The sequence below is a fragment of the Cupriavidus sp. CPT47-8839-RL05A genome (assembly GCF_058792255.1).
On record NZ_JBYTEG010000003.1, the window covers coordinates 199953 to 219377 of the forward strand.

Genomic DNA, 19425 nt, shown 5'->3' on the forward strand with positions numbered 1-19425 from the left:
AGCACAGCGCGCCGTGCCGCCATGCCCGAGCACAGGAAGCTGCCCGTCAGCCGCGATGAGCTGAACCAATGCCGGCGTTGCCCGTTGTGGCGCAATGCCACCCAGGGCGTGCCCGGCGCCGGCGCCACCCATGCGCGCATCATGCTGGTCGGCGAGCAGCCGGGGGCGCAGGAAGACCTGCAGGGCTCCCCGTTCGTCGGCCCGGCCGGGCACCTGCTGGACGAAGCACTGGCCAGCGCGGGGCTGGACCGCGACAAGCTCTTCATGACCAATGCGGTCAAGCACTTCAAGTTCGAATGGCGCGGCAAGCGCCGGCTGCACAAGTCACCGGCGCAGCAGGAGATCGAGGCCTGCAATCTGTGGCTGGAGCGCGAACTGGAGAAAGTCGGGCCCAGGGTCGTGGTCGCGCTTGGCGCCACCGCGGCTCGTGCGGTGCTGGGCCGCAAGAGCGTGTCGCTGGCTGGAATGATGGAGACGCCAGTCGAGCACGAGGGGCGGCTTGTCATCGCCACCTACCACCCGTCGTTCGCTTTGCGCCAGCGCACCGACGAGGCGCGAGCCGCCACCTTCGACCGCATCGTGCGCAGCCTGCGCGCCGCCGCGCGGCTGGCGCGCGGCAACGCGGAAAGCTGAAGCATCAGGCCACTCCCTGAAGGGAGAAGATTCCATCGGCCGGCAGGATACCCTCACGACAAAGTATCGAAGCCTCGCAAGTTCTCGATACCGAAATGTTATCGAGTCGCGAGAAAAATGGTAATGGATTAATCACTGAGCGCTTCTTAAAGTTGCACGGACAGAAGGCAATCGCCCTTCCGTTCTCCCAACTTCATTGCACCAAGGAATCAGCATGGATCCCACTCCTCAGGAAATGGAAGCCACCCGCATCGCGCGCTGGGGCAAGGTCAAACCTTACGGTGAGACCTTCATCGAAAGCCGCCTGCCCGGCATGAAGAAGAACATCTACAAGATCATGAACCGCGGCGTGCTCGAGAACAAAGGCGTCGAGCCGGCGATTCCGGGTAACCACCGCTTCGGCGTGACCTTCATCGAAATCCCGGTCGGGCAAGGCGCCAGCCTGCACGCGCACAAGACCGAGGAAGTGTTCTGCCCGTTGAATGGCCAGATGGAAGTCATCTGGGGCGAGAAGGGCCAGTACTCGCTGATGCTGAACCAGTGGGATGTGATCTCCTGCCCGATCGGCGTGATGAGAGGGTTCCGCAACCCTAACGACCACGCCCTGGTCGTGTACTCGGTGGTCGGCGGCACCGACGAGGAGTGCGGCCGCATCGCCTGGCACCCGGACGTAGTGAAGGCAGCCGAGGCCACCGGTCTTGTCTATGGCAAGGACGGCTACATCACGGAAACGGAAGCGGACAAGGCGGAACACCGCGCCGCAGACTGAAGACGGCCGCGGGGTCGCTCAGGGTGCTTGCGCCCGGTAGCCTTCGGCGCTGGCCTGGGCTGCCGCAGATTCCGACCTTGGCCGAGTCCGGCTTTCCGGGCTATCGTTCCGAGACCATACAGGCGCTGTTTGCTCCGGCAGGCGCACCCGAGCCGCCACCTGTACGCCGAGATCCGTCGCATCCTGCCGAGCAGCGAAGTGCGGCAACAGGCGCGCGATCTCGGCTTCGAGGCCGTGGCGTGCCAGCCCACAGAACTCGCTGCCCGGGTCGCGGAAGATGTCCCGCGCTGGGCCGACGTCGCGACCAAGGCACGTATCCAGAGCGACTGAGACCGGGCGCCAATGTCCGTCTCCTCGCCAGGCAACAACCACTCTTTCAATCATCAGGAGCCGACCATCATGACATCTGCCTCCGCAGAAAGCGCGCTCGCGCCATCCGCATCAAACGCGCAATCGATTCCAGCCACCCCCGAGGCACTGCTGAACGCCGTGCTCAAAGCGAATTCCGGGACACACGACCCGCGCACCAGGACCATTCTTGATGCGCTTATCCGGCATGCGCACGCCTTCGCGTCAGAGGTCCAACTGACCTATGAGGAACTCCACCATGGCCTGGACTTCATGGTCCGCATCGGCCAGGCCACCGGACCGAAAAAGCACGAGGGCATCTTGCTGGCGGATATTCTCGGACTTGCCACACTGGTGCTTCTGATGGATGCCAAGGCCGTGCTTGCAGCGGGCGGCACCGAACCCGCGCTAATCGGCCCGTTCTGGCGCGCGAACCAGCCGGTTCGCGCCAACGGCGCGCACATCGCAACCCCGGACACCACGGGCGATCCGCTGTTCGTCCAGGGACGCGTCGTGTCGATCGACGGCACGCCGATCGCCGGCGCGCGCGTCGAGACGTGGCAGGCGGCGCCAAGCGGCCTGTACGAGAACCAGGACGAACACCAGGAGGACATGAACCTGCGTGCCGCGTTCGAGACCGATGCCGACGGGCGCTTCTGGTTCGAGAGCGTGCGGCCCTCAGGCTATGGCGTCCCGATCGACGGCCCCTGCGGCGACCTCCTGGCCCTGCAGAACCGCGACCACATGCGCCCGGCACATCTTCACTTCATCGCCATCGCACCAGGGCACAAGGTGCTGACCACGCAGATCTTCGATGCCCTGGATCCCTTTGCCTTCAGCGACGCGGCGTTTGGCGCCGTCGGCTCGCTGCTGCGCGATTTTGAGCCGGTCGATGGCGGCGGCTTCCGTCTCGATGTCGAACTGAAACTCGAACCGGGGGAGACACGCCTGCCCAAGCCGCCCTTGCCCTGAACTGCTTTCGACTCACGGAGATGTTGAACCTGCCCGCCCGGCGCCCTGCGACTTGGCGCCAAAGCCGCGGACCCTGACGTGCTCGCTCCGTAGTTCATTCAGGTCACGCGACCGCCAGCATTGGATGTCCACGCAATCGTGGCAGTGCTGGTGGTCGCCAGTCCGGCGCCATGCGCGGACGCGGCGGTCCGACCCGGCTTGTTCTTCCGGCGTCATGACCAAACGGCATCGTTCGATGCCGTCTGGCAAGAACCCCTGCCGACTCAGGGCACCAGCACGAAACGCTGGCGCGCGCCCCTGGCCTGCGCGGCCCACACTTGCCCGACATCCTCCAGCGGCGCGGTGACGATATCGATTTCCATGCGCCCTGCCGCGGTATGCCGGCATAGCTCGGCATAGGCCTGCGCCTGGACCTCGACGGGCGCGTGGTAGTAGGCAAAGCCCATGATGTCGAAGCACGCCTTGCGCGCCGCGGCGCCGGCAAAGGCAATGGTGGGCGCCACCGTGGTGCCGATATGGACCAGCCGCCCGCCGTGGCCAAGCGCCAGCAGCGCGGCCTCTGCCGGCGCGCCGCACAGGTAATCCAGCACGATGTCGACGTTGCCGTCGGCCGCGTTGCGGTAGGCATCCAGCAGGTCGCCGGGCTGGTCGAGCGGCACCACCGCATCCGCGCCAAGCCGGCGTGCGCGCTGCAGCGCCTGCACATTACGCCCTGCCGCGATCACGCGCCCGGCACCCAGCAGCTTTGCCGCGGCCACCGCCAGCAATCCCGAGATACCGGTCGCGCCGAGCACGAGCACGGTCTCGCCCGGCTGCATGCGCGCCCGCCACGACAGCGGCAGCCATGCCGCCAGGCCGGCGTTGCCGAGCGCGGCGGCGCGCTCGTCATCGATGCCGTCCGGCACCGGGAAGGTCAGCGCCGGATCCACCAGCGCGCGCTGCGCCATCGAGCCGAACGGCGCGACCGGTGCGTTGACGTTGAAGTAGACCCGTTGTCCATCCGCAAGCCGCCCCACGCCCTCGCGCCCGACGACAAAGCTGCCCGCCGCCGGCTTGATGTAGTGCCGGCCCTCGGCAATGGCCATGTCCAGCCGCGACAGCGCCGCGGCGCCTACGTCGACCACCACCTGCCCGCCGGCGGGGGTGGGATCGTCAAACTCCTGGTACACCGGCGCCCTGCCGGCGAGCGAAACCGCTCCTTTCATGTGCCTCTCCTTGTCCTTGATGTCCTTCTGGTCCGGGTCGATCTGCGACTTGGCACCGCCTTGTCAGCAGATTACAATGCAATCGATTGCACGACAAACGCGAAGCTGGCCGGCATCGAGGCCGATTCTAGAAACGGCCGCGGCCCGGCGTCCAATCCACTTTTTGGCGGCATCCCGATAACCAGAAGGTATGGCGAGCAGCCTGCCGCACATGGCACGACAGCGATGAGCAAACCCACCATCAAGCAGATCGCCGAGACATTGGACGTCCATCCTTCGACCGTGTCGCGCGTGCTCAACCCCGAGACCCGCCACCGCATCGGCGACGAACTGGTGGCGCGCGTGCTCAAGGCGGCACAGGACCTGCACTACTCGCCCAACCGCATCGCGGCGGCACTGCGCACGCGGCGCTCAGGCACCATCGGCGTGGTGGTGCCTGACATCGGCAGCCCGGTGTTCCCGCCGATCGTACTGGGCATCGAGAACGCCCTGTCCCGGCATCGCTATATTCCGATCGTGGCCAATGCCGGCGGCGACAAGGCGCGCCAGACCTTTATCGTCGACCAGCTGCTGGCGCGCCAGGTGGATGGCCTGATCCTGGCCACCGCCGAGCGCAATGACCCCGTGGTGGCGCATTGCCTGGCGCAGGGCGTGCCCATTGTGATGGTCAACCGCAGCGACGATGCGGGGCGCGTGTCGAGCGTGGTCGGCGACAACCGCCAGGCGATGGCGCTGGCCGTCGGCCACCTGCATGCGCTGGGCCACCGCCGCATCGGGCATGTTGCCGGGCCATCCAGCCTGTCGACCGGGCATGAACGCGAGGCGGGCTTCCTGCTGGCAGTGGCGGACCTGGGCCTGCCCGCGTCCCAATGCCCGGTGGAGCGTGCGCCGGCTTATACGGAAGACGCCGGCCAGGCCGCGTGCGCGCAGCTGCTGTCGCGGCGGCAGCGCATCACCGCGGTCGTGGCCGCCAATGATTTCCTTGCGCTCGGCTGCTATGCGGCCGTGCGCGCGGCGGGCGGCAGCTGCCCGTCGGACCTGTCCGTGGTCGGCCACAACGACATGCTGCTGATGCACGCGGTGTCGCCGGCACTGACCACCATCCGCGTGCCGTTCTACGAGATGGGCACGCGCGCGGCGGCGCTGATGCTGGGCGCGCTCGACGGCAGCATCGCCACCACGGCACGGACCCTGCTGACCCCCGAGCTGGTGGTGCGGGCATCAACCCGGCCCCTGTAAGGCGGCGCCATATGACTCCGCATTTTTTGTGCTCCACCGTGCAATCGATTGCACGATACGGCGAATACCCTGAGGCATGACCATGGATCTCCGACAGCTTCGCTATTTCAAGGTGCTGGCCACGCTGCAGCACTTCGGCCGCGCCTCGGCTGCGCTGCATATCGCACAGCCCGCGCTGAGCCGGCAGATCCGGCTGCTCGAGGAAGAGCTGGGCGTGCGGCTGCTGGAACGCCATGTGCGCGGCGCCACGCCCACGCCGGAAGGCCTGGTGTTGCTGGACCGCGCGTCCTTCCTGCTGCGCTATGCCGACCAGGTCAAGGTCGACATCGCCGACCTGGCGGCCTCGCCGCGCGGGCTGGTGGCGCTGGGACTGACCCCGGCACTGGCGCCGCTGCTGTTCATCCCGCTGGCCGAGGCGCTGCGCCAGCGCTATCCGGAAATCCGGCTGCGGCTGGTCGAGAACTTTGCGCCCGCACTACAGGATGCGTTGCTGCAAGGCACGCTCGACGTCGGGCTGCTGAGCGGGCCGGTGTCGAGCCCCGGGGTCTCGGTGGTGCCGCTGGTTGCCGAAAGCCTGTGCGCGATCGGCCCCTGGGGCGATGCGTCGCTGGGGGATGGGCCTGTGGACATTGAACAGCTGCAGGGCCTGCCTCTGATCCTGACCGGAGTGTCCAAGTCAGGCGTACGCCTGGCGCTGGAAGCGCTGGCGGCGCGCCAGGGGGTGGAGCTGCAAGTCACGATGGAGGTCGAATCGATCGAGGTGGCCCGGCGCCTGGTGGTGCGCGGGTTCGGCTGGACCGTGCACTTTGCCGCAGCGATACGCGACGAGCTGCAGGCGCAGCGTCTGCAGGCCTTGCCGATTCGTGGGCTGGAGTTGCATCGGATGATCGGCAATGCGGCCGCGCGGCCGCCGTCGCGGGCGACGCTGGCTGTGATGGAAACGCTCAGGGATGTTGCCAGGGAATTGGCGGTTGATGGGAACTGGCCTAATAGTCGGCTGTTGGGGGAGACCTTGGATAGTTAGTGGAGGCGCTTGGCGGGCGCGGCTGTGGGCAATCCACCTCGTCATGCAGACGCGCTACGGCGCTTGTTTTTGGGGAACCCGTGGCCACCACGCCATTGTGGTCGGTCATATCGCCAACCGTGATGATGCGGCGGGGGCTTATGTGCTGGCCTCGCCCATCCACGTCCAGACAACCAGCGCTTCGTCGGACGGCAAAAGCCCGAAGCGGATCATCGGCATCCCTTTTTGCCGCAGGATGCCGGACTTGCTGGCCACCCAATCCGCCTGAGGGTGTCCGGGCGGAAGCGAGGCGCGCCAGATGCCGGACAGAGGTGTGGTTTCGCCTGAGCGCACCGTGACCGGATCGCCGCTCTGCGTCGGCGGTGCGTTCACGCGGAAACGCACACCATCCAGCAGCCTGTCCCAGAAGGACACGGCTTCCTCGTCCGTCAGCGATGCCTGATCCGCAGCGCCGATGCGATTGGCCGCCACCTTCGTGTACATCTTGGCGCCGATCACCGCTGGATGCAGCGTCGTACGCTCCCTGCCAACAGCTTCCCACTCGAAGTCATGTGTGCCATCCGCACGGCGGACCAGCGATTCTTCCCCTTGCCAGACGCCGACCGTGCGCTTGCCCTCGCGCAGGGTCGTCAATTTCGGGTAGCGGCTACCCAGATACTTCCTTTGCTCGGCAATCGAAGTCAGCAGACCAGGTTCGCCGTCCACGCTGGCCAGCTTGTTGGAGTCCACGGAAAAGCTCACATCGGGCAGGCTGGGCAGCCGAATGCCTGCGCCAAAGATTTCCTGATAGCTGCCGGACGCGTCCGCGACGAAGCCGTGGTCGATGCAGACGCCGGGGGCCGTGGGAATGTCTGCGTTGTCGCGTGCTCGGATGCCACGCACCAGGGGGGCAAGTTCCTCGCCACCATAGAACCATTCAAATAGATTCTGCCCAGATACAACAAACGTATGTTTTCGCTCATTGCCATAGCTCTTTGCACTATCGCTGGGGAAATACCTGACCTCGATGGCCTTACTTGATGATCCCGCCCCAAAATAGGTAACCTCGGCTGTCTTATCTGCCGAAAGCACTTTAGCGCGATAGGCTTCCGCCACCTGCTTCAGCAGGCCAGCCGCGCCGACATTTGTCACGATTTTTCCCGGAAACTCCTGGAAGCCCCACAGCAACTCGGCTTCGACCGGGACTTCCATCACATAGCGGCCAAAGCACACCTGCTTGGTCTTGGCGAAAAGGGTCTGCAGGCGCGGCGACAGCGCAACGGGTTCCGACATCTTGTTCTCCGGATACGCAAACGATTGGCAGCCCGCGAGCAGCAGGCCAGCCAAGACCTTGGTGAAGCCGCGGCGGGTCATTGGCCCCACCATGTCGCAGTGTTGGCAATCTTGATGATCGAATACAGCGCGCTCGCCAGCACCTGGTCATTCTGATAGCTGCCCTGATGCTCGTAGCCAGTTTGCCGGAATAGCGCACCGCGCACGGCTTCGGCGGACGCCTTGGCAGGCACCGTCTGGTCACCTGCGTCTACCGGCGGCTCCAGCCGTAAGGTGAGCGGCTGGTTGCTTCTGGTACGCACCACGATGCGGCCCTCGGCATCCTCGCTTTCGAACGTCCACGTAAGCGGGTCGCCATGCGGTGCCAGATCGGTGATGTCCACCCGCCAGGTTACGCTGCCATAGGATTTCTGCGAACTGTCTTCGCCGTAGCTCGCATAGGTCGTGGGGTGATACAGGTCCTTGATGTTCTTGTGGAATTTCTGAGCATCCGCAATCCTTTCCAGTGAAAACTTGTATGGGTCTAAACCTTCATACTTCTTGCCCGCCGGATTGATCCAATCCGGATTCAGCAGCCGCCACCAGCACTTCGGATTGCGCGTGTAGATATCGTAGACCGGGTCGCCCACCGCCATCGGCGGCGCAGGCTTGTCCACGCCCAGCTTCTGATGCAAGTCCAGATCGCTCAGATACGCCTTCAACGGTGCATCCGAGGTAATCGGCAGCGCCATGGCCTGCCGGTAGTCGCCGGTCTGCAGACGCAACCATCCTCGCGGATAGGAGGCGGTCGGCAGCAGCTCCAGCGGCCCCGAGGCATTGGCAAATACCGCCGTCACTTCCTTGCCCGTTCTGCCCATCACATTGCGGGCAATGTTCCCAACCAGATTGTCCTGCACGTCGGACCCTGTACGCACGCGCTTGTAGGCCGCCCCGGCCCCGAGCGCAGGCTGGACGCTATGGTAGACGCCGAGAATCTTGTCCTGCGCGTTGCCGTAGTCCGGATGCAGCAGTGCGCGAGCCACCAGGCCACCCATCGAGTGCGTGACCACGATCACCTTTTTGCACTGCCGCCCGTTGGCCGTGTACATCCCGATGATTTCGTCGATGCGCCTGGCCAGCTTCTTTGCGGACGTGCCATTGCTTTCCAGCCAGTTGTAGCCCATCGCGTAGACCGGATACCAGCAGTTCGCCACGCGCAGGACATCGGCCTCGGTCAGCGCATCGCCGGCGCCGCCCCAATAGGCGGGGGTGACGCCCAGCACTTCCACCTTCCTGCCCTTCTTCCAGGTCGGCGAGAGTTCCCCGGCCACCAGCATGTCGTTCAGGTGAGCCTCCATGAGCTTGATCACCTCGCCGTAGGTCTCGAACATGACTTCGCTCCAGCCGCGCCAGCGCGCCTTCTGCGCGGCGGTGGCCTCGTGCTTGCCGCGCCTGGCCTTCCACTGCTCGGCGGCAGGCGGCAGTGGCGCACTCATCAGCAAGCCGATATCGGGCAGCCCATCGGGGACGTTGCCGTGCCGCTTGTCCGAATTGACCGTCTCTTTGCCGGTCATGTCGAACCTTCCGGCGTCCTCGGTGATCTCGTAACGGTCCGGATTGCCGCAAGACACCCGTGTTGCACGCGAAGCGCCTTCTGCGGAGCGAAGGCGATGTTATCCGCAAGAAATGCTTTTCAAGTACTAGTGATGGCAATCTCTATCGGAAGACCGGCAAATTTAGACAATTCCTAGCCACCATGCAGCGCATTCCGCTGCCGCCTGCAGACCTGTCTGCCTGGGTACGACACCCGACCGCATGGCGCCAAGCCAGTCAGCCCACTAGAAGACGTGCTTGATCCCCACCATCGTCCCAAACTGCGACCCACCCGGCCTGGGGTTGGACCCCGCCGCCCCGGCACTGACTGACTGGGCAAGCTGCCCACCGTTATCGATGAATCCAGCCGTGGCATAGACCGAAGTCCGCTTGGAAAACGCATAGGCACCACGCAGCGCATACAGCATGGCCTTGTTGGCGCTGTCATGGAACTTGAGGTAATAGACCTGCCCGGCCAGCGTGAAGGCCGGCGTGATGTCGTAGGCGATGCCGCCATACCAGAGCTCGCTGCGCGGCGTCGCGCTGCCTTCGTTGTCGCGGCGGATCACGCCCACGCCCAGCTTGGCGCGCGACAGCATTACATAGCCGCTCAGCGACAGGCGGTCATCGGTCAGCGACTTGTTGCCAAGCCCGCCGAACGCGCCCGGCCCGCCGCGCAGCGAGTCATAGGCAGCGGTGACGCCCCAGCCCTTGTGCTCATACTGGATCAGTGCCGACCATTCCCGGCAGGCAGACTTGCTGGCAGGATTCTCGCCCGCGCAATTGGTGCCGGCCGGGCTGGGGCCGGCGTTGACCGCATCGCGCCCGAAGCTGTAGGTGGCGCCGACGGTCAGGCCGCCGAAGGTGCCCTTGTAGGCCAGCGCGTTGTCGGCACGCGTATTCGGCAGGTAGCTGTCGAGCGACGCCGCGCCGTACACGTTGGGGCCGAGGATGTCCGAGTCCAGGTTGGCCCAGAACAGCATGGTGTACTGCCGCCCCAGCGACAGCTGGCCCCACTTGCCGCTCAGCCCCGCCAGCGCCTGCCGCCCGAACAGCCGTCCGCCCTGGTTGGCACCGCCGGTATCGGGGGCGAAGCCGGACTCCAGCACGAACACGCTCTTGAGCCCGCCGCCCAGGTCCTCGGTGCCGCGCAGGCCCCAGCGCGACGGCACGGTGCCGGTGAGGGTCGGCATGCGCACCAGGCTGTCGCCGCCCGCTCCGACCTTGTTCACGTATTCCACGCCGGTATCGATCACGCCGTACATCGTCACGGACTGCGCCGCGGCCAGCGTCGGGCCAAGCGCAAGCAGCGCGGCCCCCATGGTTCCGATCTTCATTGCTGTCTCCTCCGTGGGTCTTTCTTGTCGTTGTGGTGGTACGCGGCCGCCGCCCTATGCAGCCGTGGTGCTGTAGCGCTGGTGAATGTTGTTGAGGCTCCGGTAGGCACCGGCAAACTCACGCAGCTCCAGCGACAAGGCCAGGTAGCGGCGCCGGTATGGCTCGGCGAAATGCGCGGTCAAGGTATCGAACAAGGCGCTGACGGTGCGGTCGAGCACGTCCTGCGAGCGCCCCGCCGCGACCGCCAGCGTCACGTGCACGAAGGCATCGTCGCTGCTGCCGTCGGCCATGCGGTAGGACTCCAGGCATAGCGCGCGCGCACGGATGCCGCCCAGCGGAAACGCGCCGTCCTGCGCGATCAGGACCGCGCTCAGTCCGGCCAGCAAGGCATCGATACGCGCAACCGGCGCAAGGTTGCGGGTGTATTCGACGATCAGGTGCGGCATGCGTGTTCCCTCCACTGCGCTTGCGGCGCCGCTGGCTAGCGCGCCTTGCGTGCGGCAAAGCCGCCGTCGGCATGGACCACCTTGCCGTCGACCATCGTCAGCACCGAACGGATGCGGTGGATGTCTTCAATGGGGACGGTCAGGTAGGGCTTGTCGAGCACCGCCAGGTCGGCCAGCTTGCCGGCCTCCAGCGTGCCGCGCGAATCCTCGTCGAATGAAATCCACGCCGCGTTGGCGGTGTACAGCCGCAGCGCTTCCAGCCGCGACAGCCGGAAGTCCTCCTTGCGCCTGACTTCCTTGCCGATCGAATAACCGCCGACGTGGAACTCCAGCGCGCGCCAGACGCCGGGGATGCCGATGCGCGTCGCATCCGTTCCGCCCGCCACCTTCAGCCCGTGCTGCAGCGCCAGGCGCACGGGCGGCGCGGCCTCGGCCACATGGTGGTCGTTGGCGTGGCCGATGGCGCCGGCCTCGAAGTACGGCCCCATCTGCACCGTGTAGGAGAGCCCAAGCGCCTTCATGCGCCGGAACGTCTCCGGCTTGCCGGTATTCAGGTGGGCCATGGCCCAGCGCAGCCTGCCCAAATCATGGCGCTTGCCCACTTCCTCGAAGACATCGAGGATCGCGCTGGCGGCGTCGTCGGTATAGGCGTGGATCTCGACCGGATAGCCGCGGCTGGCGGCGAACGTTGCCACCTTGAGCAGTTCCTCGCGGTCCTTCGCCGACGGCTGGAATCCAGGCCCCATCTTCACGCCGTCGTCCATGCCGAACACCAGCATCTCGCCCGGGCCGAGGAAGCGCAGCTTGCCGTCGCCCAGGCGCGGCGGCAGGTAGGCCAGCGTATTGCGGAACCATTCGGCCTCGTTGCCAGCGACCATGGTCGGGATGCGGTAGCCGACCCGCAGCGACAGGCTGTCCTCGCGCCACAACGCGTACAGCGGATCGTAGGCCGGGCCCGGTCCCGCGGTGGGGTCGATCAGCGCGGTGACGCCGAGGCTGTTAAGGCGGCTGAAAAAGGACTGCAGGCTGGCCTTTGCGTCGACCTGGCTCTGCGCCAGGATGCGGCCGAACAGCGCCGACAGCGGCCGGATCGCGCCGAAGATCCGGCCGGTGGGGCGCCCTTCGCTGTCGCGCTCCACGCGGATGCCCGGCGGCAGCGCATCCGGCTGGTCGAGCTTGAGTGCGTCGATCGCCCTGGCGTTGACCAGTGCATAGTCGTACAGGTACTGCACATAGGCCGGATTGTCAGGCAGCAGCGCGGTCAGCTCGGCAGGGGTCGGCGCGCGCTTCTCGGTGAACTGGTCGGGGTGCCAGGAACCGGTCACGGCCACCCATTTGCCGGGGCCGCGCGCCAGCGCGGTCTTGCGCAGCTGCTCCAGCCCCGCGGCCAGGCTGGTGGTCTCGCCTTCGTACCAGTAGGTCTCGAAGGCATAGCTCTGGCCGCCGCGGATGGCGTGGATATGGGTGTCGATCAGGCCGGGGATGACCGTGCGCCCGCCCAGGTCGATCACCTCCGTGCGCGGGCCGGCCAGGCGCCGGATGTCCCGGCTGCTCCCCACCGCGGCAATGCGGTCGCCGCGGATGGCAAGGGCCTGCGCCACTGTGTCCGTGGCGTTCATGGTGAGTACCGTGCCATTGACCAGGATCCGGTCGGCATGCGCGCCGGCTTGCGCCTGCGCTCCCGAAGCCGCCACCAGGCAGCCCACCGCCATGGCATGCGCCAGGGCCCGTGCAATGCAACGCATATCGATGTTCCCTTCGTGCAGGAGAGGTGGCGCCCGGCCCCCCGGGCGCCGTGGCGGCGTTACTGGCCCGGCTGTGCGCCCGAGCGCTTGACGATGGGCTCGAGCTTGGCGATGTCGGCGGCGATCAGCTTGTCGAAGGCAGCCGGCGTCGAGGGCTTGGCCTCGGCGCCTTGCGCAATCAGCTTCTCCTTGGTCGCCGGCGCGCTGAGCGCTTGCTGCATCGCCGTGTTCAGGCGGGCGACGACATCCTTGGGCGTGCCCGCGGGCGCCAGCACGCCGAACCAGGCATCGAAGACATAGCCCGGCACGCCCGCTTCGGCGATGGTGGGCACGTCCGGCAGCGACGGCACCCGCGCCGCCGTGGCCACGCCCAGGATGCGCAGCTTGCCGTCCTTGACGAACTGCAGCGCGGTGATGGACGGCGCGAAGAACATGTCGACGCGCCCGCTCATCACATCGGTGATCGCCGCCGGCGCGCCCTTGTACGGGATATGCCGGGTCTGCACGCCTGCGGTCACGTTGAACAGCTCGCCGCTCAGGTGCGAAGAGCTGCCGCTGCCCGCCGAGCTGTAGGTGACGGAATCCGGCTTGGCGCGCGCAGCCGCGAGCAGGTCCTTGAGCGTGCGGTAGGGGCTGGAGGCGCTGACCACCAGCAGGTAGGGCATGGTTGCCACCGTGGAGATGCCCTTCAGGTCGCGGGTGGTGTCGTACGGCAGCTTGGGATAGAGCGTGGGATTGACCGCATGCCCGGCGGAGGTCAGCAGCAGCGTGTAGCCGTCCGCGGGCGCCTTGGCCACCACCGCGGTGCCGATGGTCCCACCCGCGCCGGGGCGGTTGTCCACCACGATCTGCATGTTCGAGCTGGTGCCGATCTCGGCGCTGACGATGCGTGCGAGCAGGTCGGTGGCGCTGCCGGCAGCAAACGGCACGATCATGCGGATCGGCTTGTCGGGATACGCTTCGGCTTGCGCCGCGCCGTGCAGCAGCGGCAGGCAGAGCGCGGTGGCAAGCGCCGCGCGCAGGATGTTCTGGAATTTCATTGGGGTACTCCTGGAATCGTGGGGGATGGCCTGACGTGCGCCGTGCTCAGAAGACATGGCGCATGCCCAGCGCAACGGTCTGCGGATCGGCGCCGGCGGAAATGCCCAGCTCATTGATCGCAAAGTCGTAGGTGGCATTCTTCTTGTTGAAGATGCGGCTGTAGAAGCCAAACACCGAGGTGCGCTTGGACAGCGGGTACTCATAGCCCAGGGTGGCCTGGACCGCGCCGGTATCCGCTCCGCTGCGGAAGAAGCCGACAGTCTCGGTGGCGTTGCCACGGCCGTTGCCGGCCACGCCGACGCCGGCGCGCAGGCTGCCTGTCCACAGCTTCTGCACCACCGACGCGTAGTAGGCATCGCGCTTCAGGTCGCCGGTGGCGGTGCGGTAGTGCAGCCGCTCATAGATGGCCGAGACCTTGGTGGTCGGGAACTGGTACGACAGCCCGATCTTCATGCCTTCGTCGTCGCGTCCCGCGGTCTGGTAGTTGTTGTGGCGCTCATAGGCCAACACGACATTGAGCGGGCCGTTGTCATAGGCCCCCGCGAACGACCACAGGCTCGGGTTGCGCGGCACCGTAATGCGCTCTTCGTTGATACCCCAGGTCACGCCGCCGCTGAAGCCGTTCCACTTCGGGCTGCGGTAATGGACACTGTTCTTCTGGCGGCGATCGAAGGCGCTGGTGTCCTGGACATTGTCGGAGGTCGGGGTCGAGCCATTGCCGATCAGCGCCATGTAGCCGGCCGTGGTCGGATAGAACGGATCGTAGGACGAGGTGGCTTCCAGGTAGGGCGTGGTCCAGTTGCCCATGAAAAAGCTGCCAGCTGAGCCGGCCAATCCAATGCGGGTGTTGCGGCTGGCCAGTTGCCCGCTGCCCGTATCCAATGAGATATTGCTCTCGATCTGCCAGATCGCCTTGAGGCTGCCATACAGCGATTCCTCGCCGCGCATGCCGAAGACCGAGCGGTTGTTGGTCAGCCGGCCGGTGCCGCCCAGCTTGGTGCCGTCGGACGCCGTCGACGCATCGGAATACTCCATCGATGTATTCAGCCGGCCATAGAGCGTGACGTTGCTCTGTGCGAAAGCGCCGGTGCAGCAGGCCGCAAGCGCCGCAAAGGCAGCGCCCGCAAGGGGGTTCTTCATGTTGTCTCCAGTGTCTTGCGCCTGTCCGAACCGATACGGGGATGCCTGCCCCGCCCTGTGCACGAAACTGCGGGCAACAACGACCCCTGCCCCATTTACGGCATCAGCATCTGGTGGATTCTTGGTGGCGCTCTTTTAGTGCGGCGGATTTACGCGACCATTCAGCGTGAGGGGATTCTAGAAATGGCGAATCACAGCGTCCATTCGCATTTTCTTTTCGTCACCATACCGATTTGTTATTGGAATACCGGGCCCGCGCCACGCCTTGCCAGTGCCGCAAAAGCCGACGCTGTCGGGCTTGAGCATAGGTACTTGGGGACGTGCCTGGTAGCGGGTGTGGCTGTACCACTGCGTTCCAGGCATAGGACGCTGGACGCCGGAAGCCGTGCGCTATGCCGCGCACTCCCTGGCGCGGCCGCAGGCACCCATGACCGCTCGTCGCGCTCAATAGCTTGTGGATGTGCCGCATGGCACCCGCCGCATCAGAACGTATAGCCGAGCGCCAGGTAGAGAAAGCGCGTGTTGTGTCCGCCAACGGCCTTCAGCGTGCGGCTCTCGTCCACGTACACGGCGCCGCCATTGACCAGCACATGCCGGCTCGCCTGCCATGCAACATCCACGGAGAGCTGGCTGCTGCTGTACTGGCCGGAGCGGCCCGCGGTGCCGGGAACCGGGATGCCCGCCGAGGTGTAGACCGCGTCGTGCGTGGTTGCCCGCCAGATGAAGTCACAGGCGAAGGTCAGCTTGATTCCGGCCGCAGGGATCAGCGTCAGCGACGGCTGGATATCCAGCACGTTGGAGGCGCCGATCAGGCCGGCCTGGTTGAAGTAGGCCAGCTTGGGAAACAAGCCGTTGTAGGTGCCGATGGTGCCGTCGTGCGGATTGCGGTCACCGCTGCCCATGGTCGCCTTGATGCCTGCGCGCGGGTGCCAGGCCGAAGCTGCAAAGGTGTACCCGGTATCGGTCGAGAAGCCCCATGCGCGGATCTGCTGCGAGGCCAGGCTGCCGAACTGGAACAGCGCCTCCCAGTCCCAGTCCCAGCGTCCATGACGGCCGGACAGGCGGCCGCCGAGTGAATGCCGCCGCTCCGCGCCGCTGCCATCGCTGAACAGCGCGCGGTCATTCTCGAAGCCGAGGTAGTAGAGATCGGCGGAGGTTGCCGGCAGGACAGCCGCCGGCATCGTCGCATAGACACCCCAGAAGCCCTGTGCCTGGTTGGGCCGGTCGTCGAAACTGCCGTCCTTGAGCAGCGCGGGACGCGTGGCGAAGGCATCCACCCGCGCGCTGCCCAGGCTTGAGCCGAGCCTCACTCCGTCGAAGGCGCGCCGCACATTGGGGGCATCGCGGATCGAAACCAGGCGCTGCGCGCCGAACGCCATTTCCTGCCGGCCCACGCGCACCAGCAGCGGGTCCTGCGCGGGCGCCGGGAGCGGCACGCGCAGGTCGACGAATGCCTGCTGCACATCGAGCTGGTCGACATAGGGCGGCGTGGTGACGTCCTTGCCCATGGCCAGCTGGTTGCCCAGCTGCACGAACGCGCGCAGGGATTCACCGGCATGCAGGTCGGCAGGCATGCAGCAGCGCGCGGTGCATCAGGTAGCCATCGCCACGCGGACCCGGCACGCCGAAATTGCTGGCCGAGTAGTCCTCAAAGCGCTCGCGGATCTCTCCGCCGAAGCTCGCGAACCAGCCAGGACTGCCAAGCGGCACATACTTGGCCGGATCCCAGAAACCCGTGCGCATGGCCGGATCGCCCAGGTAGCGATAGTCCTCGTCATAGCGCAACAGCTTGAACGGGGGCGGCACGCCCGGCGGGGAAGGCAGCGGCTGCGCGCTGGCGCCGCCGACGGCGGCGAGCAGCAGGAGTGCGACGGGCAGGGCTGCCCAGGGACGGCGCGAACCGGCGGGGCTGCAAGGGGAACATGCCTTCCATCGGGCCATCGGGCACCTGGCTGCGGGAAATGGCCGGCATACGAAGTACACGATGGCACGGAGCGCACGGGTGCGCACCGAATGCCGGCGGCCGGATACGGACCAATATGGACGATCCCGCAGGCAGATTCAAACCCGATCCCGCCCCATGCGCGCCCAAAAACAAGAAAGGGCCGGATGGCCCTTTCTTGCTGCAAGCATGATCCGCGGATCAGCCAGCGAAATTCTTGCCGGCGAAGTCCCAGTTCACGACATTCCAGAATGCCTCGACGTACTTCGGGCGGGCATTGCGGTAGTCGATGTAGTAGGCATGTTCCCACACGTCGCAGGTCAGCAGCGCCTTGGCGTCGGTGGTCAGCGGGGTGGCGGCGTTGGAGGTGGACACCAGGTCCAGCGAGCCGTCGGCCTTCTTGACCAGCCAGGCCCAGCCCGAACCGAAGGTGCCCACGGCGGTCTTGGTGAACTCTTCCTTGAACTTGTCGAACGAGCCCCACTTGGCGTTGATGGCATCAGCCAGCGCGCCGGTCGGCTGGCCGCCGCCGTTGGGCTTCATCGAATCCCAGTAGAAGGTGTGGTTCCACACCTGGGCAGCGTTGTTGAAGATGCCGCCCGACGACTTCTTGACGATCTCTTCCAGGGTCGAGTTCTCGAACTCGGTGCCCTTGATGAGGTTGTTCAGGTTGGTGACGTAGGTCTGGTGGTGCTTGTCATGATGGAACTCCAGCGTCTCCTTGGAGATATGCGGAGCCAGGGCATCATGCGCGTACGGGAGCGGGGGGAGCTTGTGTTCCATTGTTCTGTCTCTGTGGGTTGGGGTTGTGGGTCCGGAATTGCCGATTGTAGGGGACTTGCAAGACCCGCGCAAACCGCGGGACAAAGCCCCCTGCTCCGATGTTAGTTTGTCCTGGCAGGGGTTTCCGGGGGGATTTTCGCCCGGATTGCCTGAGCGTTTCGCGCCCGCCGCGGCATCGCGAATGGGAGGCGTTCCCGGGCCGCGCAGGCGCTCAGAAATCCGGCAGCTTGGCCTGCACGCCGGCAATCGACAGGTCGGCCACGCCCTCGGCCAGGTGCGCTTCGAGCACGCTGCCGGCGCGGATCTCGGCGGGCGATCGCAGCGCGCGTCCGCGCTGGTCCAGCAGCACCGCATAGCCGCGTTCCAGCGTGCGCTGCGGCGCCAGCAACTCGAGCGCGCCGGCGCTGCGCGCCAGGCGCTGGCCGGCGCGCTCGTGCTGGCGCACGGCGGCGGCCTGCAGGCGTTGCCACAGGCGGGCCACGTCGGCGTGGGCGGCGCTGGCATCGGGACGGCACGCGCTCCAGCGCATCGCCAGCAATTGCTGGCGGTGGCGCTGCGACACCACCGTGTCGCGCAATGCCGAGCGCAAGTGTCGCGCCAGATTGTCGACGCGCGCGCGCCGCTCCTGCAGCTGCGCCTGCGGGCTGCGCACGCGCCGCGCCAGCCAGTCCAGGTGCTGCGCGCGCAGGTCCAGTCCGCGCCGCATGCACTGCGTGAGCGCGTCGCGCGCACGCATCGCCTGTGCCAGCAGGTGCGCGCGATCCGGGCTGACCAGCTCGGCCGCGCCGGTCGGCGTGGGCGCCCGCACATCGGCGACAAAGTCGGCGATGGTGAAGTCGGTTTCGTGGCCCACGCCGGAGATGACCGGCAGCGCGCAGCGCGCAATCGCCTGCGCCACCACCTCTTCGTTGAACGACCACAGGTCTTCGATGCTGCCCCCGCCGCGGCACAGGATCAGCACGTCGCACTCGCGCCGCGCGCTGGCCGCATCGAGCATGTCGGCGATCTTCTGCGCCGCGCCCGCGCCCTGCACCGGTACCGGATAGATCAGCACCGGCACATGCGGCGCGCGCCGGCGCAAGGTGGTCAGCACATCGCGCAGCGCCGCCGCCTGCAGCGAGGTGACCACGCCGATGGTGCGCGGATGCGCCGGCACCGGGCGCTTGCGCTCCGGCGCGAACAGGCCTGCCTGCGCCAGCTTTTCCTTCAGGCGCAGGAAGGCTTCGTACAGGTTGCCCAGCCCGGCCCGGCGCATTGCCTCCACGCCCAGCTGCACCTCGCCACGCGCCTCGTACATGGTGACCACGGCGCGCACCTCTACCGCCTCGCCCTCGCGCGGCTGGAAGTCGACATGCTGGTTGCGCCCGCGGAACATCACGCAGCGGATCTGCGCGCGTGCATCCTTGAGCGAGAAATACCAATGCCCGCTGGCGGCGCGCGTGAAATTGGAAACCTCGCCGCGCACCCAGGCCAGCGGAAAACTGCGTTCGAGCAGCCTGGCGATTGTGTGGTTCAGCTCACCGACAGGGATGACGTCGCGGCCGCTGCGCAGCGTGGTGGAGGAAGGGTCACGCGAAAAATTCGGCAAGTCTGGCATGGCGCACTGGTGGCAAGCGGCGTGAATGGGACATGTCCACAGCATAACCTCTATGTCAAGGGGGTAGGGCTGATGCCGGCGGCCTGCCCCGAAAGGCGCATGGGTTCGTGCAACCCTTTGATTCTTATGAGCTTTACGCGTAAAACAAAAATTAGGCAATATAACCAATTCTCTTTTGCATCAATCACTTACAAAGCGCCCGGCAGGCTTGTTCACAAAGTTATCCACAGCTTCTCTGGATAAAACGGGCCGTAAACCACACTTTTCCAGCGTAAGTGGCCCCAACCCCGCTTGCGGTCCCATGGAAAGCGACCAACCCGGCGCGTGGCGTATCGGAGCATTGCCGGCCGTCCGCGGCG

The 19425-nt window shown here is 66.2% G+C and carries 18 protein-coding genes; 6 read left to right on the forward strand and 12 right to left on the reverse strand.

Annotated features, from left to right (window positions below; genetic code table 11):
- Window positions 1–21: 21 nt before the first annotated feature.
- The 4 genes from AC3WVS_RS04590 to AC3WVS_RS04605 all read left to right on the forward strand — a co-directional run bounded on the left by AC3WVS_RS04590 (window position 22) and on the right by AC3WVS_RS04605 (window position 2722).
- Window positions 22–633, forward strand: a complete 612-nt coding sequence (locus AC3WVS_RS04590) for a UdgX family uracil-DNA binding protein (protein ID WP_492317590.1) — start codon at window positions 22–24, stop codon at window positions 631–633.
- A 214-nt stretch (window positions 634–847) separates the two neighbouring features.
- Entirely contained in the window at window positions 848–1402 is a 555-nt protein-coding gene (locus tag AC3WVS_RS04595) for a cupin domain-containing protein (protein WP_011614618.1), read from the forward strand.
- 129 nt (window positions 1403–1531) lie between these two features.
- Window positions 1532–1732: a hypothetical protein gene (locus AC3WVS_RS04600; RefSeq protein WP_492317591.1), complete on the forward strand. Its 201-nt coding sequence runs from the start codon at window positions 1532–1534 to the stop codon at window positions 1730–1732.
- A 69-nt stretch (window positions 1733–1801) separates the two neighbouring features.
- On the forward strand, window positions 1802–2722 hold the full coding sequence (locus AC3WVS_RS04605) for a dioxygenase family protein (protein WP_492317592.1): 921 nt from the start codon (window positions 1802–1804) through the stop codon (window positions 2720–2722).
- A gap of 263 nt (window positions 2723–2985) precedes the next feature.
- On the opposite strand, the gene AC3WVS_RS04610 is transcribed toward AC3WVS_RS04605, so the two are convergent.
- Window positions 2986–3927, reverse strand: coding sequence for a zinc-binding dehydrogenase (locus AC3WVS_RS04610; protein ID WP_035822039.1), 942 nt, complete (start codon window positions 3925–3927; stop codon window positions 2986–2988).
- 225 nt (window positions 3928–4152) lie between these two features.
- Between AC3WVS_RS04610 and AC3WVS_RS04615 the strand changes: the two genes are divergently transcribed.
- Entirely contained in the window at window positions 4153–5166 is a 1014-nt protein-coding gene (locus AC3WVS_RS04615) for a LacI family DNA-binding transcriptional regulator (RefSeq protein WP_492317593.1), read from the forward strand.
- An 82-nt stretch (window positions 5167–5248) separates the two neighbouring features.
- Window positions 5249–6190 (forward strand): LysR family transcriptional regulator, encoded by a 942-nt coding sequence (locus AC3WVS_RS04620; RefSeq protein WP_492317594.1) that lies wholly within the window; start codon window positions 5249–5251, stop codon window positions 6188–6190.
- 138 nt (window positions 6191–6328) lie between these two features.
- Here AC3WVS_RS04620 and AC3WVS_RS04625 read toward each other — a convergent pair whose 3' ends face one another.
- From AC3WVS_RS04625 to xseA, 11 genes are all read right to left on the reverse strand, one after another.
- On the reverse strand, window positions 6329–7543 hold the full coding sequence (locus tag AC3WVS_RS04625) for a T6SS immunity protein Tli4 family protein (protein WP_492317595.1): 1215 nt from the start codon (window positions 7541–7543) through the stop codon (window positions 6329–6331).
- Window positions 7540–9015: a lipase family alpha/beta hydrolase gene (locus AC3WVS_RS04630; protein ID WP_492317596.1), complete on the reverse strand. Its 1476-nt coding sequence runs from the start codon at window positions 9013–9015 to the stop codon at window positions 7540–7542. The genes AC3WVS_RS04625 and AC3WVS_RS04630 overlap by 4 nt, the downstream gene beginning before the upstream one ends.
- 264 nt (window positions 9016–9279) lie before the next feature.
- Window positions 9280–10371 carry a porin gene (locus AC3WVS_RS04635; RefSeq protein ID WP_492317597.1) on the reverse strand — a complete coding sequence of 364 codons (1092 nt, stop codon included), beginning with the start codon at window positions 10369–10371 and terminating at the stop codon, window positions 9280–9282.
- A 54-nt stretch (window positions 10372–10425) separates the two neighbouring features.
- Entirely contained in the window at window positions 10426–10818 is a 393-nt protein-coding gene (locus AC3WVS_RS04640) for a 5-carboxymethyl-2-hydroxymuconate Delta-isomerase (protein WP_492317598.1), read from the reverse strand.
- Window positions 10819–10853: 35 nt separating this feature from the next.
- On the reverse strand, window positions 10854–12563 hold the full coding sequence (locus tag AC3WVS_RS04645) for an amidohydrolase (RefSeq protein ID WP_492317599.1): 1710 nt from the start codon (window positions 12561–12563) through the stop codon (window positions 10854–10856).
- Window positions 12564–12622: 59 nt separating this feature from the next.
- Window positions 12623–13603 (reverse strand): tripartite tricarboxylate transporter substrate binding protein, encoded by a 981-nt coding sequence (locus AC3WVS_RS04650; protein WP_492317600.1) that lies wholly within the window; start codon window positions 13601–13603, stop codon window positions 12623–12625.
- 46 nt (window positions 13604–13649) lie between these two features.
- The gene (locus AC3WVS_RS04655; RefSeq protein WP_492317601.1) at window positions 13650–14744 is read right to left on the reverse strand and encodes a porin; all 1095 of its coding nucleotides are present in this window, start codon (window positions 14742–14744) and stop codon (window positions 13650–13652) included.
- Between the two features lie 482 nt (window positions 14745–15226).
- Entirely contained in the window at window positions 15227–16318 is a 1092-nt protein-coding gene (locus tag AC3WVS_RS04660; RefSeq protein ID WP_492317602.1) for an alginate export family protein, read from the reverse strand.
- A complete protein-coding gene (locus AC3WVS_RS04665) occupies window positions 16293–16685 on the reverse strand; it encodes a hypothetical protein (protein WP_492317603.1) in 393 nt (130 codons plus the stop codon). Before AC3WVS_RS04665 ends, AC3WVS_RS04660 begins: the two co-directional genes overlap by 26 nt.
- A gap of 202 nt (window positions 16686–16887) precedes the next feature.
- A complete protein-coding gene (sodB, locus tag AC3WVS_RS04670; RefSeq protein ID WP_010812260.1) occupies window positions 16888–17469 on the reverse strand; it encodes a superoxide dismutase [Fe] in 582 nt (193 codons plus the stop codon).
- A 211-nt stretch (window positions 17470–17680) separates the two neighbouring features.
- Window positions 17681–19066 carry an exodeoxyribonuclease VII large subunit gene (gene xseA / locus AC3WVS_RS04675; RefSeq protein ID WP_492317604.1) on the reverse strand — a complete coding sequence of 462 codons (1386 nt, stop codon included), beginning with the start codon at window positions 19064–19066 and terminating at the stop codon, window positions 17681–17683.
- Window positions 19067–19425 lie beyond the last annotated feature (359 nt).